We start from the raw sequence: 13,614 nt of genomic DNA, 5'->3' as shown, positions 1-13,614 counted from the left end.
CGTGGCCGTCGCGGACAAATACTATTAGGCTGCCGGTATCATTCTGGCCTTGGGTTGATCCATGTTCCTACTTTATCGCACGACGCTGGCCATGTTCTGCCTGGCCACGACCCTCCCACTGGCGGCACACGCCGCCGACCCGGAAAAACCGGCCAGCGAGGCGGCCGCCGCCAGCGCGCCCCGCCCGCCGCTGCTCGAACGCAGCCAGGAGGACGCGCAGGCCCTGGAGCGCCTGGTGCCCAAGGCCGAGCAGCTAAGCCTGCAAGCCGGGCCGGATACCTTCCTGGCCTTGTGGAAGCCGGCCAACGATGCCGACCCCAAAGGCGCCGTGATCCTGGTGCCGGGCGCTGGCGAAAATGCCGACTGGCCCACTGCGATCGGCCCGCTGCGTCGCAAGTTTCCCGACAACGGCTGGCACAGCCTGAGCCTCACCCTCCCCGACCTGCTGGCCGACAGCCCGCAGGCACGCGTCGAAGCCACGCCCGCAGCACAGCCTGCCCCAGCGAAAGGCGCAGGCGAAACGGCACCGGCCAAAGATACCCCGGACGATGCCAACGCCAACGTCGCCCAGGCCACTGCCGGCGACCCTGACGTCGCCCAAGGCACCGACGCGGTACAAGCCAGCGAGCAGAGCGACCAGGCCGATGCCGAGCGCATCTTCGCCCGCCTCGATGCGGCGGTGGCCCACGCCCAACAACAAAATGCCCACAGCATCGTGCTGGTCGGTCATGGCAGCGGCGCCTACTGGGCCGCGCGTTACCTCAGCGAAAAGCAACCACCGCTGGTGCAGAAACTGGTGATGATCGCCGCACAGACGCCCGCTCGCGTTGAGCACGACCTGGAAAGCCTGACGCCAACCCTGAAGGTGCCAGCTGCGGATATCTACTACGTCACGCGCGCCCAGGACCGCCAGGCTGCCGAACTGCGTCTGCAAGCCAGCAAGCGGCAGAAGGACAGCCAGTACCGGCAGTTGTCGCTGATTGCCATGCCTGGCAACAAAGCGGCAGAACAGGAGCAACTGTTCCGCCGCGTACGTGGCTGGATGATGCCTCAGGAGTGAACTACAGCCCCCGCCGCTTGCGCACCAAGGCATAAGCCTGGTGCAGCTCGCGGGTGCGCTCGGTTGAATCGCGCACCATCGCCTCGCTGGCACCCGTGCCGGCCAGCTTGTCCGGATGATGGCGGCTGAGCAGGCGACGATAGGCCTGCTTGACCTGCACGGCCTCGGTGTCGGCACCCACGCCCAGCACACGCAGCGCGGTGGCGTAGGTCATCGCATTGCCCTCGACCGCCGCACGGCTTGGCTCGTACTCCTGTGACAGCGCCTGCACCTGGGTTCGGCTCAGGCCCAGGCGCTGGCCCCAGTCGAGCAGCAGCTCACGCTCCTGGCGCCCGGCCTTGCCATCGGCCCAGACCATGCGCCAGCAGGCGCGCAGTGCCCCCTCGGCACCATGGGGCTGCCGCCCGATACGCTGCAGGTAGCGACCCAGGCGGTCCTTGCCCGCCTTGCCGCGGTTGAACGCAGCAATCGCCCGCAAACGCGCGGGCTCGGCCATGTCCAGGCGGGACATCTCCTGGCGCGCCTGGTAGATATGCCCCTCCAACACCCGTCCGTCGCTCTTGGCCAGGCGCCCGAGCAGCACGAACAGCAGCTCTTCGTCACGTAGCGCCGGGCGCCCGCCCAGGCGTTCCCGCACATCGTCCCATCCTTGCAAGCGCAGGCGGCGGTCCATGGCCTGGCCCAGCAAAGCCCCCAGCAATGCGCCGGGAATGCTGGCCACCACGAAACCGGCCCCGGCCCCAATCAACGTGCTCGGCCACCACATGTCAGAGGCGCTCGCCGATCAGACGCTCGGCCTCAGCCAGGCGTTCGAGGGTCCCGACGTCCACCCAGCGGCCCCGGTAGTGCTCGCCGCTGACCTGGCCGCTGGCCATCGCCTGACGCAGCAGCGGCGCCAGCTTGAACGCGCCGGGCTGACAGCCTTTGAACAGCGCGGGGTCGAGCAGCGAAATGCCGCTGAAGGTCAAGGTGCCCGGAGCGCCGTCGCCATCGACCACTTGCCCGGCATCCAGGCGGAAATCCCCTCGCCCGTGGTGCCCAGGGTTGTCGACCAGCACCAGGTGGGCCAGCCCTTGCGGTGGACTGCGCAGGCCGGCGAAATCGAAGTCGGTCCAGATATCACCGTTGACCAGCAAAAATGGCGCGTCACCCAGCAGTGGCAGGGCCTTGAAGATCCCACCGCCGGTTTCCAGCGGCTCGCCCTCCGGCGAGTAATGGATCGTCAGGCCGAAACGGCTGCCATCACCCAGGTGGTCCTCGATCTGCTGGCCCAGCCAGGCATGGTTGATCACCACCTCGGTGAACCCCGCCCGCGCCAGGGCTCGCAGGTGGTACTCGATCAGCGGCTGGCCAGCCACCGGCACCAAGGGTTTGGGGGTATGCAGGGTCAGCGGGCGCATGCGCTCGCCCTTGCCCGCCGCCAGGATCATCGCCTTCATTTATTTCGCCTCGCCTTTGAGGCTGGCAATCAGCTGGCCCAGCTCTGCCAGCTCCGGACGGCGCGAGATCACTTCCTCTATATAGGCAAAGAAGCGCGGCACATCGGTGAGGTAACGCGGTTTGCCATCGCGGTGGCAAATACGCGCGAAAATGCCGATGACCTTGAGGTGGCGCTGCACACCCATCAGGTCGCTGGCGCGCTGGAAGGCGTCGAAATCGTCCTGCACCGGGATGCCTGCGGCGCGCGCCTTTTGCCAGTAATCGCGCAGCCAACCCTCGACACGGGCCTGGGGCCAGCTGAGGAAGGCGTCCTTGAACAGGCAGGTGATGTCATAGGTGACCGGGCCGTAGACAGCGTCCTGGAAGTCCAGCACGCCGGGGTTGGGCTCGCTGCGCATCAGGTTGCGCGGCATGTAGTCGCGGTGCACCAGCACCTTGGGTTGGGCCAGGGCACTGTCGATCAGCAACTGGCTGACCCGCTGCCAGGCCTGCTGCTGGCTGTCGTCGAGGGTCAGGCCCAGTTCGCGGCCAACGTACCACTCGGGGAACAGTTCGAGCTCGCGGCGCAGCAGGGCGACGTCGTAGCTTGGCAGGGGGGCGTCCAGCGGCAGGCGCTGAAAGGCCAGCAGGGCATCGATGGCATCGACGAACAGCGCGTCGGCATTGTCGGGGGTAATGATATCCAGATATGTCTGGCGCCCCAGGTCACTCAACAGCAGGAAGCCACGTTCCAGATCCTGGGCATGGATGACCGGTACATTTACCTGGGCACGGGCCAGCAGATGGTCGATGTCGACGAAAGGCCGGCAATTTTCCTGGGGCGGCGGTGCATCCATGACCACGAAACTGTGGCCTGCGCCTTCCCAACGGAAATAGCGGCGAAAGCTCGCATCGCTGCTGGCGGCGGTCAGGCTGGCGCTGGGTACGCTGCCCCAGGCGTTGTCTTTGAAAAGAAGATCGAGCTGCTCATCGAGCCAGACGGTCAGTTGTTGCAGGCGTGCATCGTGATCGGGCATTGCAAGGGTTCTCCGACGGCCCTAGCCGTCAAGCGGGTCATGCTTTATTATCCAGCATCTTTTTCAGACCATCGAGAGGCGTGCGGCCCCACACGCGGGCAGATGGCACGCAGGAAGCCCGGACTAATAAGATGGCATTGAAATCCCCCGCGTTTCGTAGAAAGTTTCCATTGCTGGTGACTGGTGGCCTTTTGGCCCTGCAACCCCTGACCACCCCCTTCGTGGTGGCGGCCGAGCAGTTCGATTGCCAAGTTTCCGCCTCTGGTGGTTGGGACTGCAAGCCCAAGACGGCAGGACAGAACCTGCCGCCACGCCCGGTGCATGCCGGTGCTGCGCTCAGCGCCGGCACGTCGGAGCAGGCCGCCGAGGTCTCTGGCGAGCAGGAGCCCAAGCCGGTGCTGGTCACCGAGAGCAAGGGCCGCGGCCTGAAGTCGCGCAGCGAAGACTACAGCCACCTGGACTGGGTCCCACGTGACCAGCTCACCCCGGCGCAGCTGGCCGAGACCGGCCCATACTGCGCTGGCGCCTATGTCGAGCCGGTTCGCCCGGGCATGAACGACACCACGCCCAAGGACGAGTCGCCCACCTACATCAACGCCAAGGTCTCCAAGTACCAGCAGGAGCAGCAGATCGCCACCCTCGCCGGTGACGTGGTCATGCGCCAGGGCAGCATGCAGGTCGAGGCCGACGAGGCCAACCTCTACCAGACCGAGAACCGCGGCGAGCTCAAGGGCAACGTCAAGATCCGCGACAACGGCACCCTGGTGGTGGGCGACGAGGCACAGATCCAGCTCGACACCGGCGAAGCCCAGGTCGAGAACGCCGAATACGTGATGCACAAGTCGAACATCCGCGGCAACGCGCTGTACGCCAAGCGCGCGGAAAACGCCATCATCCGCCTCAAGGACGGTACCTATACCACCTGTGAGCCGGGCAGCAACGCGTGGCAGCTCAAGGGCAACAACATCACCTTGAACCCCGCCACCGGCTTCGGCACCGCGACCAACGTCACCCTGCGGGTCAAGGATTTCCCGGTGTTCTACACACCGTACATCTACTTCCCGATCGACGACCGCCGCCAATCCGGCTTCCTGCCGCCGTCGTTCAGCACCAGCAGCGACACCGGCTTCATGCTGGTCACCCCGTACTACTTCAACCTGGCGCCGAACTACGACGCCACCTTGTATCCGCGCTACATGGCCAAACGCGGCTTGCTCATGGAAGGCGAATTCCGCTACCTGACCAAGTCCAGCGAAGGCCAACTCGGCGGCGCGTACCTCAATGACGAGGACAACGACCGCGAGAAGCAGACGGACTACAAGAAAGAACGCTGGATGATCAACTGGCAGCACAAGGGCGGCCTGGATGATCGCTTGCTGACCGAGGTGAACTACACCGACATCAGCGACCCGTTCTACTTCCAGGATCTCGAGACCGACCAGCTCGGTGTCGATACCAAGGACTACATCGACCAGCAAGGCGCCCTGACCTACCGTGGCAACGGTTACCAGGCACGCCTGAATGTGCATGCCTACGAGCTGGCGACCATTTCGCAGATCACCCCGTATGACAAGCTGCCGCAGGTCACCTTCAATGGCATGCTGCCGTACCACCCGGGCGGTCTCGACTTCACCTACCAGACCGAAGCGGTTCGCTTCGAGCGCGACCTGAAGGACGATTTCGTACTCAACAAAGACGGACTGCCAGACGATAGCCTCGGTATTCCCGGCCGCCGCCTGGACGAGAACGTAACCGGTATCGCGCGCGCCAACGGCACCCGACTGAACCTGGCCCCCGCCATCAGCCTGCCGATGGAAGCCGCCTACGGCTACGTCACGCCCAAGCTCAAGTACGTCTACACCAACTATGATCTCGACCTGGACGGCCAGGGCAAGGCACAAGCACTTACCCAGGCTTCGCTGCCTGGCTACGGTGACTACCGTAGCTCGCTGAGCCGCGACATTCCGGTCCTCAGCGTCGACAGCGGCTTGTACTTCGATCGCCAGACCCAACTGTTCGGCACCAACTACAACCAGACACTCGAACCACGCCTCTTCTACCTCTATGTTCCAAACGAGGGTCAGAAGGACATCCCGATCTTCGATACGTCTGAGAACACCTTCAACTACAACTCCTTGTTCCGCGACAACCGCTTCAGCGGGATCGACCGCATCGGCGACGAGAACAAGCTGTCGTTGGGCGTGACCACCCGCTGGATCGAGGAAAACGGCTTCGAGCGCCAGCGCTTCAGCATCGGCCAGGCCTACTACTTCGCCGATCGCAAGGTGCAACTGCCAGGCATCGACTACCGCACCCGCCAGGATGCCACCTCGGATGTCTCGCCATACGCACTGGAGTACGAGTACAACTTCAACCGCGACTGGCGCTTCAACTCGGACTTCAACTGGGACCCGGACAGCCGCAGCACCCGCTCGGGCAGCGCGATGTTCCACTACCAGCCTGAAGACAACCCGAACAAGGTGGTCAACCTCGGTTATCGCTATCGCAACGACCTGGTCACCTACGACTCGCTGACCGGTACCTGGAAAGTGGGCAGCGGCGACTACGGCACACCGGGCGACCCGAACTACATCAAGGACTACTACAAGATCCAGCAGCACGACTTCTCGGTCATCTGGCCGATCGTGCCACAGTGGAACGCAATCGCACGCTGGCAGCACGACTACAACCGCAACCGTACCCTGGAAGCCTTCGGCGGCTTCGAGTACGACAGCTGCTGCTGGAAGCTGCGCCTGATCAACCGCTACTGGATCGACTACGACGACTTCAGCCAGGCTATTCCCGCGAACGAAAAAGGCGACCATGGCGTCTTCCTGCAGGTCGTCCTCAAGGGCCTCGGCGGCGTAGTGGGCAGCAAGGTCGAATCGTTCCTCGACAAAGGCATTCAAGGTTACCGTACACGTGAAGACCAAGCTTATTGATCGTCTGCGCCCAGTGTTGCTGGGCGCCGCATTGCTGAGTGGCGCGGTACATGCCGCGGTACAGCCCCTGGACCGCGTCGTGGCCATCGTCGACAACGACGTCGTCATGCAAAGCCAACTGAACCAGCGCGTTCACGAAGTGCAGCAAACCATCGCCAAACGTGGCGGTGGCGTGCCGCCAACCGGCGCACTGGAGCAACAGGTGCTGGAGCGCCTGATCGTCGAGAACCTGCAATTGCAGATCGGCGAGCGCTCAGGCATTCGCATCACCGACGAAGAGCTGAACCAGGCCATCGGCACCATTGCTCAGCGCAACGGCATGTCGCTGGAGCAGTTCCGCGCAGCCCTGGCCCAGGATGGCCTGTCGTTCGATGATGCACGCGAGCAGGTCAAGCGTGAGATGATCATCAGCCGCGTGCGCCAGCGTCGTGTGGCCGAGCGTATCCAGGTGTCCGAGCAGGAAGTGAAGAACTTCCTCAACTCCGACCAGGGCAAGATGCAGATGTCGGAAGAGTACCGCCTGGCCAATATCCTGATTCCTACCCCGGAAAGCGCCAGCTCTGACGCAATCCAGGCGGCAGCCCGCCAGGCTGGTGATGTCTACCAGCAACTGCGCCAGGGTGCGGACTTCGCCCAACTGGCCATTGCCCGCTCCGCCAGCGAGAACGCCCTGGAAGGCGGCGAAATGGGCTGGCGCAGCGCCGGCCAACTGCCACCAGACTTCGCCCGGATGCTGAGCAGCATGGCGATCGGCGACGTCACCCAGCCTATCCGCATTCCCAACGGCTTTATCATCCTCAAGGTTCAGGAAAAACGCGGCGGCGAGAACAGTGTATTGCGTGACGAAGTACACGTGCGCCACATCCTGATCAAGCCCAGCGAGATCCGCAGCGAAACCGCGACCGAGCAACTGGCCGAACGCCTGTACGACCGCATCCAGAACGGCGAAGACTTCGCCACCCTGGCGAAAAGTTTCTCGGAAGACCCAGGCTCCGCGCTCAACGGCGGCGACCTGAACTGGATCGACCCCGAGAGCCTGGTGCCAGAGTTCCGCGACCAGATGGCCAACGCCCAGCAAGGCGTGGTCACCCGCCCGTTCAAGACCCAGTACGGCTGGCACGTGCTCGAAGTACTCGGCCGCCGCGCGACCGACAGCACCGAGCAAGCGCGCGAGCAGCAGGCACTGAGCACGCTGCGCAACCGCAAGTACGACGAAGAGCTGCAGACCTGGCTGCGTCAGATCCGCGACGAAGCCTACGTTGAAATCAAGCTGCCTGGCGCCGACCAGGCCGCGCAGTGAAACCCCTGCGTTTCGCCGTCACTCCCGGCGAGCCGGCCGGCATAGGCCCCGACCTGTGCCTGCTGCTCGCCGAGCAGCCCCAGCCTCACTCCCTGATCGCCATCACCAGCCGTGACCTGCTCGCCGAGCGGGCCACGCAGCTGGGGCTTTCGGTCACCTTGCTACCGGTCACCCCTGACGCATGGCCCGAACAGCCCGCCGCCGCTGGCTGCCTATATGTCTGGGACACCCCCCTGACCGCCAATGTCCAGGCAGGCACACTGAACCCGGCCAACGCCGCGTTCGTGCTGAACACCCTGACCCGGGCTGGCCAAGGCTGCCTCGACGGCGACTTCGCCGGCATGATCACTGCCCCCGTGCACAAGGGTGTGATCAACGAAAGCGGTATCGCCTTCTCCGGGCATACTGAATTTCTCGCCGAGCTGACCCACACGTCACAGGTGGTAATGATGCTGGCCACCCATGGCCTGCGCGTTGCCCTGGTGACCACGCACCTGCCACTGCGCGACATTGCCGACGCCATTACCGGGGAGCGCCTGGAGCGGGTCACACGCATCCTGCATGCCGACCTGCGCGACAAGTTCGGCATCGCCCAGCCCCGCATCCTGGTGTGTGGCCTCAACCCACACGCGGGCGAAGGCGGCCACCTGGGCCGCGAAGAAATCGACATCATCGAACCTGCATTGGCGCGCCTGCGCAACGAAGGCATGGACCTGCGCGGCCCCTTGCCCGCCGATACCCTGTTTACCCCTAAATATCTGGAGCACTGCGACGCAGTGCTGGCGATGTACCACGACCAAGGCCTGCCCGTACTCAAGTACAAGGGCTTCGGCGCCGCCGTCAACGTCACCCTCGGCCTGCCGATCATCCGTACTTCGGTTGACCACGGTACGGCCCTGGACCTTGCCGGCAGCGGCAAGGTCGACACCGGCAGCCTGCGCGTCGCCTTGGAAACCGCCTACCAGATGGCCGAGAACCGACCATGAACGAGCAATACCAACACCGGGCGCGCAAGCGCTTCGGCCAGAACTTCCTGCATGACGCCGGCGTCATCGACCGCATCCTGCGCGCCATCAACGCCAAGCCCGGCGAGCACCTGCTGGAAATCGGCCCGGGCCAAGGCGCACTGACCGAGGGCCTGCTGGGCAGCGGAGCACAGCTGGACGTGGTCGAGCTGGACAAAGACCTGGTGCCGATCCTGCAGCACAAGTTCGCCGGTCGCGACAACTTCCGCCTGCATCAAGGCGATGCCCTGAAATTCGACTTCAACCAACTCGGCGTGCCAGCGCGCAGCCTCAAGGTAGTGGGCAACCTGCCCTACAACATCTCCACCCCGCTGATCTTCCACCTGCTCGATCACGCCGGGCTGATCCGCGACATGCACTTCATGTTGCAAAAGGAAGTGGTCGAGCGCATGGCCGCAGGCCCAGGCGGTGGCGATTGGGGCCGCCTGTCGATCATGGTGCAGTACCATTGCCGGGTCGAACACCTGTTCAACGTCGGCCCTGGCGCCTTCAACCCGCCACCGAAGGTCGACTCGGCAATCGTGCGCCTGGTACCCCATGAAGTCCTGCCGCATCCTGCCAAGGACCCAAGCCTGCTGGAGCGCGTCGTGCGTGAAGCGTTCAACCAGCGCCGCAAGACCTTGCGCAATACCCTCAAGGGGTTGCTGGACAGCCAGGCCATCGAGGCGGCCGGTGTCGACGGCAGCCTGCGCCCGGAACAACTGGACATGGCGGCATTCGTGCGCCTTGCGGACCAACTGGCCGCCCAGCAGGCCTGACATCACTCGCGCCACTCATTGCGGGGGCAGCTTGCAGCGCCACACTGGCGCTGCAAGCTGCCCCCGCAATGCGTTCCAACCCGCGAACACCGCTGGCCCTGCCCCCCGCCAATGACCTAGACTGCAAACGTTGCCTTCCTAAGCGTCCGTTCGTCCAAGGCCTTTGCATGTCAGATCCCCGTTACCAGATCGACGTCAGCGTCGTGACCCGTTACCTCAAAGATCAATCCGACCCCGAAAACAGTCGTTTCGCGTTCGCCTACACCATCACCGTGCAAAACAACGGCACGCTGAACGCCAAGTTGCAGTCCCGCCACTGGCTGATCACCAACGGTGATGGCGAAGTAGAGGAAGTGCGTGGCGCCGGGGTCATCGGCCAGCAACCGACCATCGAGCCGGGGAACAGCCACACCTACAGCAGCGGCGCGGTCATCGCGACCCGTGTGGGCACCATGCAAGGCAGCTACCAGATGCTCGCCGAAGACGGCAAGCGCTTCGACGCGACTATCGCCCCCTTCCGCCTGGCCGTTCCCGGGGCCCTGCACTGATGGCGGTATACGCTGTCGGCGACCTGCAGGGCTGCTTGCAACCACTCAAATGCCTGCTCGACCGGGTGCGCTTCGACCCCGCCGTCGATCGCCTGTGGCTGGTGGGCGACCTAGTCAATCGTGGCCCAGAATCCCTGGAAACCCTGCGCTACCTCTACTCGATCCGCGACTCGCTGGTCTGCGTGCTGGGCAACCACGACCTGCACCTGATGGCCGCCTGGCACAATGTCGAACGCCTGAAGAAAAGCGACACCCTGCGCGAGATCATCGAAGCGCCCGATGCCGACCAGCTGTTCGACTGGCTGCGCCAGCAAAAGCTGCTGCACTACGACGAGGCCCGCAGTGTCGCCCTGGTACACGCCGGCATTCCCCCGCAGTGGACGCTGGGCAAGGCGCTGGAGCTGGCCGCTGAGGTCGAGGAAGTGCTGCGCGACGACAGCCGCTTCAAGCTTTATTTCGATGGTATGTACGGCAACGAACCGAGCAAGTGGAGCAAGAACCTGACCGGCATCGAGCGTCTGCGGGTCATCACCAACTACTTTACCCGCATGCGCTTCTGCACCGCCGACGGCAAGCTTGACCTCAAGAGCAAGGAAGGCCTGGACAGCGCACCGAGGGGCTACAAGCCTTGGTTCGCCCACAAGGACCGCCGTGCACGCCACGTGAAGATCATCTTCGGTCACTGGGCCGCCCTTGAAGGCAAGGTCCACGAGCCCGGTGTGATCGCCCTCGACACCGGCTGCGTCTGGGGCGGTGCCATGACGCTGTACAATGTCGACAGCGGCGAATTCCACCGCTGCGACTGCGCTGAAGACGGCAGCCTACGTCCTGCAACACAACCCGCTAGAATGAACGACCAACCCTGAAGGAAACCGCACCATGAGCGAATTCAAACGCATCCCTCCCGAGCAGGCCCTGGCCCTGCGCGCGAAAGGTGCGGTCGTGGTCGATATTCGCGACCCGCAAGCCTTCGCCGCCGGCCACATCAGCGGCGCCACGCACCTGGATAACCACTCGGTCGCCGAGTTCATCCGCAACGCCGACCTCGATGCCCCCACGCTGGTCGTGTGCTACCACGGTAATTCCAGCCAGAGCGCTGCCGCCTACCTGGTCGGTCAAGGCTTCTCCGACGTCTACAGCGTCGATGGCGGCTTCGAACTGTGGCGCACTACCTACCCGGCAGAAACGGCCCAAGGCACCAGCGAATAATTTTTTCATTTTTACTGCAGCCCGCGCCCTGAGCGGGCTCGCGCCCCACCTGACGAACGGTCGGGCGCATCTTCTCGGCCTTGCGCCCTTGACCTTGCGTAGAACCAACTATCCTTAAGCCCAGGCCATCCAAAAAGGGGAGAGCCGGTACACCGGCGTGCGGGTCATCGGTAGCGTTTCTACGGGTGTTCTGGGGGGTATACAGCAATCGGCCAGCCCGGTTGCATGCCAGCATCAGCTGACTGATCCGGCGTCGGCTCCACGTATCGAGCGAGGTGACGTCATGAGCATTTTTAGCCACTTCCAACAACGTTTCGAGTCAACCCGCCAGGAAGAACTCTCGCTGCAGGAGTACCTCGAGCTGTGCAAAGAGGATCGCAGTGCCTACGCTTCGGCGGCCGAACGCCTGTTGCTGGCCATCGGCGAACCGGAGCTGATCGACACCTCAGCCAACTCCAGACTCTCGCGAATCTTCTCCAACAAGGTGATTCGCCGCTATCCGGCCTTTGCCGACTTCCATGGCATGGAAGAGTGCATCGACCAGATCGTCTCCTACTTCCGCCATGCTGCGCAGGGCCTGGAAGAGAAGAAACAGATCCTCTACCTCCTCGGCCCGGTGGGCGGCGGCAAGTCGTCCCTGGCCGAAAAGCTCAAGCAGTTGATGGAGAAGGTGCCCTTCTATGCCATCAAGGGCTCGCCGGTGTTCGAATCCCCGCTCGGCCTGTTCAACCCCGCAGAGGATGGTGAAATCCTCGAACAGGAGTACGGCATTTCCCGGCGCTATCTGAATACCATCATGTCGCCCTGGGCTACCAAACGCCTGCAGGAGTTCGGCGGCGACATCAGCAAGTTCAAGGTGGTCAAGCTCTACCCGTCCATCCTCAACCAGATCGCTATCGCCAAGACCGAACCTGGCGACGAGAACAACCAGGACATCTCGGCCCTGGTGGGCAAGGTGGATATCCGCAAGCTCGAGGAATTCCCACAGAACGACGCCGACGCCTACAGCTATTCGGGCGCGCTGTGCCGGGCCAACCAGGGCCTGATGGAATTCGTCGAGATGTTCAAGGCGCCGATCAAGGTCCTGCACCCCTTGCTCACTGCTACCCAGGAAGGTACTACAACAGCACCGAGGGCCTGGGGGCCATCCCTTATTCCGGGATCCTGCTGGCCCACTCCAACGAATCGGAATGGCACACCTTCCGCAACAACAAGAACAATGAGGCGTTCATCGACCGTATCTACATCGTCAAGGTGCCGTATTGCCTGCGGGTCAGCGATGAAATCAAGATCTACGACAAGTTGCTGATCAACAGCTCCCTGGCCAAGGCGCATTGCGCACCGGACACGCTGAAGATGCTGGCCCAGTTCACCGTACTGTCGCGCCTGAAGGAGCCAGAAAACTCCAACATCTACTCGAAGATGCGGGTGTACGACGGCGAAAACCTCAAGGACACCGACCCGAAAGCCAAGTCGATCCAGGAATACCGTGATTCGGCCGGGGTCGATGAAGGCATGAACGGCCTGTCGACACGTTTCGCCTTCAAGATCCTCTCCAAGGTGTTCAACTTCGACCCTCACGAAGTGGCCGCCAACCCGGTGCACCTGCTGTACGTGCTGGAGCAGCAGATCGAGCAGGAACAGTTCCCCGCCGAAGTGCGCGAACGCTACCTGCGCTACCTGAAAGAATACCTGGCGCCGCGCTACATCGAGTTCATCGGCAAGGAAATCCAGACCGCTTACCTGGAGTCCTACAGCGAATACGGCCAGAACATCTTCGACCGCTATGTGCTGTACGCCGACTTCTGGATTCAGGACCAGGAATACCGCGACCCGGAAACGGGAGAAATCCTCAACCGCATCGCCCTCAACGAGGAGCTGGAAAAGATCGAGAAACCGGCCGGCATCAGCAACCCGAAAGATTTCCGCAACGAGATCGTCAACTTCGTGCTGCGCGCTCGCGCCAACAACAACGGCAAGAACCCCAGCTGGCTCAGTTACGAGAAGCTGCGGGTGGTGATCGAGAAGAAAATGTTCTCCAACACCGAAGACCTGCTGCCGGTCATCAGCTTCAATGCCAAGGCCAGCAAGGAGGACCAACAGAAACACAACGACTTCGTCACCCGGATGGTGGAGCGTGGCTACACCGACAAGCAGGTGCGCCTGTTGTCGGAATGGTACCTGCGGGTCAGGAAATCGCAATAAGCGGCAAGCTACAAGCCGCACGCTGCAAGTTGCTCGGCGCAGGGCTCGTTCCTGCGCTACAGCCTGCAGCAGCGGTGGCTGCTCTTTCTTGCAGCTTTGAGCTTGCGCTTG

General features: G+C 63.2%; 11 protein-coding genes and 1 pseudogene. 9 read left to right on the top strand and 3 right to left on the bottom strand.

Annotated elements, in window-relative coordinates; genetic code table 11:
• Positions 1-61 precede the first annotated feature (61 nt).
• Entirely contained in the window at positions 62-1,060 is a 999-nt protein-coding gene (locus ACQKPE_RS09575) for an alpha/beta hydrolase family protein (protein WP_427665248.1), read from the top strand.
• A gap of 1 nt (position 1,061) precedes the next feature.
• Here the strand turns inward: ACQKPE_RS09575 and ACQKPE_RS09570 are convergent, their stop codons facing one another.
• The 3 genes from ACQKPE_RS09570 to ACQKPE_RS09560 are packed head-to-tail and all read right to left on the bottom strand — an operon-like array spanning position 1,062 to position 3,516.
• Positions 1,062-1,826: a TerB family tellurite resistance protein gene (locus tag ACQKPE_RS09570; protein ID WP_427665246.1), complete on the bottom strand. Its 765-nt coding sequence runs from the start codon at positions 1,824-1,826 to the stop codon at positions 1,062-1,064.
• 1 nt (position 1,827) lies between these two features.
• Positions 1,828-2,499 carry an N-acetylmuramate alpha-1-phosphate uridylyltransferase MurU gene (gene murU / locus ACQKPE_RS09565; RefSeq protein ID WP_427665244.1) on the bottom strand — a complete coding sequence of 224 codons (672 nt, stop codon included), beginning with the start codon at positions 2,497-2,499 and terminating at the stop codon, positions 1,828-1,830.
• Positions 2,500-3,516 (bottom strand): aminoglycoside phosphotransferase family protein, encoded by a 1,017-nt coding sequence (locus ACQKPE_RS09560; protein WP_427665242.1) that lies wholly within the window; start codon positions 3,514-3,516, stop codon positions 2,500-2,502.
• A 131-nt stretch (positions 3,517-3,647) separates the two neighbouring features.
• Between ACQKPE_RS09560 and ACQKPE_RS09555 the strand changes: the two genes are divergently transcribed.
• The 8 genes and pseudogenes from ACQKPE_RS09555 to ACQKPE_RS09520 all read left to right on the top strand — a co-directional run bounded on the left by ACQKPE_RS09555 (position 3,648) and on the right by ACQKPE_RS09520 (position 13,503).
• Complete coding sequence (locus ACQKPE_RS09555; RefSeq protein WP_427665240.1) at positions 3,648-6,458, top strand: LPS-assembly protein LptD; 2,811 nt, start codon at positions 3,648-3,650, stop codon at positions 6,456-6,458.
• Positions 6,439-7,758 (top strand): peptidylprolyl isomerase, encoded by a 1,320-nt coding sequence (locus tag ACQKPE_RS09550; RefSeq protein ID WP_427665238.1) that lies wholly within the window; start codon positions 6,439-6,441, stop codon positions 7,756-7,758. Before ACQKPE_RS09555 ends, ACQKPE_RS09550 begins: the two co-directional genes overlap by 20 nt.
• Positions 7,755-8,744, top strand: coding sequence for a 4-hydroxythreonine-4-phosphate dehydrogenase PdxA (gene pdxA, locus ACQKPE_RS09545; RefSeq protein WP_427665236.1), 990 nt, complete (start codon positions 7,755-7,757; stop codon positions 8,742-8,744). The genes ACQKPE_RS09550 and pdxA overlap by 4 nt, the downstream gene beginning before the upstream one ends.
• Positions 8,741-9,541 (top strand): 16S rRNA (adenine(1518)-N(6)/adenine(1519)-N(6))-dimethyltransferase RsmA, encoded by an 801-nt coding sequence (rsmA, locus tag ACQKPE_RS09540; RefSeq protein ID WP_427665235.1) that lies wholly within the window; start codon positions 8,741-8,743, stop codon positions 9,539-9,541. The genes pdxA and rsmA overlap by 4 nt, the downstream gene beginning before the upstream one ends.
• Before the next feature lie 167 nt (positions 9,542-9,708).
• Positions 9,709-10,089 (top strand): Co2+/Mg2+ efflux protein ApaG, encoded by a 381-nt coding sequence (gene apaG, locus ACQKPE_RS09535; RefSeq protein WP_427665234.1) that lies wholly within the window; start codon positions 9,709-9,711, stop codon positions 10,087-10,089.
• Positions 10,089-10,955: a symmetrical bis(5'-nucleosyl)-tetraphosphatase gene (locus tag ACQKPE_RS09530; RefSeq protein WP_427665232.1), complete on the top strand. Its 867-nt coding sequence runs from the start codon at positions 10,089-10,091 to the stop codon at positions 10,953-10,955. Before apaG ends, ACQKPE_RS09530 begins: the two co-directional genes overlap by 1 nt.
• A 13-nt stretch (positions 10,956-10,968) precedes the next feature.
• Entirely contained in the window at positions 10,969-11,298 is a 330-nt protein-coding gene (glpE, locus tag ACQKPE_RS09525) for a thiosulfate sulfurtransferase GlpE (protein WP_427665230.1), read from the top strand.
• A gap of 283 nt (positions 11,299-11,581) precedes the next feature.
• Positions 11,582-13,503, top strand: a pseudogene (locus tag ACQKPE_RS09520) (PrkA family serine protein kinase).
• The last annotated feature ends 111 nt before the right edge of the window (positions 13,504-13,614 follow it).

It is taken from the genome of Pseudomonas sp. NPDC089554 (assembly GCF_050280645.1).
Taxonomy (GTDB): Bacteria; Pseudomonadota; Gammaproteobacteria; order Pseudomonadales; family Pseudomonadaceae; genus Aquipseudomonas.
The sequence above is the reverse complement of the archived record's forward strand: the minus strand, read 5'-3'. Positions and strand labels throughout refer to the sequence as shown.

What these genes read in the sequence shown, in the direction of transcription:
- ACQKPE_RS09575 (WP_427665248.1), top strand. Translation starts at nt 62, where the DNA reads ATGTTCCTACTTTATCGCACGACGCTGGCCATGTTCTGCCTGGCCACG.
- ACQKPE_RS09570 (WP_427665246.1), bottom strand. Translation starts at nt 1,826, where the DNA reads ATGTGGTGGCCGAGCACGTTGATTGGGGCCGGGGCCGGTTTCGTGGTG.
- murU (WP_427665244.1), bottom strand. Translation starts at nt 2,499, where the DNA reads ATGAAGGCGATGATCCTGGCGGCGGGCAAGGGCGAGCGCATGCGCCCG.
- ACQKPE_RS09560 (WP_427665242.1), bottom strand. Translation starts at nt 3,516, where the DNA reads ATGCCCGATCACGATGCACGCCTGCAACAACTGACCGTCTGGCTCGAT.
- ACQKPE_RS09555 (WP_427665240.1), top strand. Translation starts at nt 3,648, where the DNA reads ATGGCATTGAAATCCCCCGCGTTTCGTAGAAAGTTTCCATTGCTGGTG.
- rsmA (WP_427665235.1), top strand. Translation starts at nt 8,741, where the DNA reads ATGAACGAGCAATACCAACACCGGGCGCGCAAGCGCTTCGGCCAGAAC.
- apaG (WP_427665234.1), top strand. Translation starts at nt 9,709, where the DNA reads ATGTCAGATCCCCGTTACCAGATCGACGTCAGCGTCGTGACCCGTTAC.
- ACQKPE_RS09530 (WP_427665232.1), top strand. Translation starts at nt 10,089, where the DNA reads ATGGCGGTATACGCTGTCGGCGACCTGCAGGGCTGCTTGCAACCACTC.
- glpE (WP_427665230.1), top strand. Translation starts at nt 10,969, where the DNA reads ATGAGCGAATTCAAACGCATCCCTCCCGAGCAGGCCCTGGCCCTGCGC.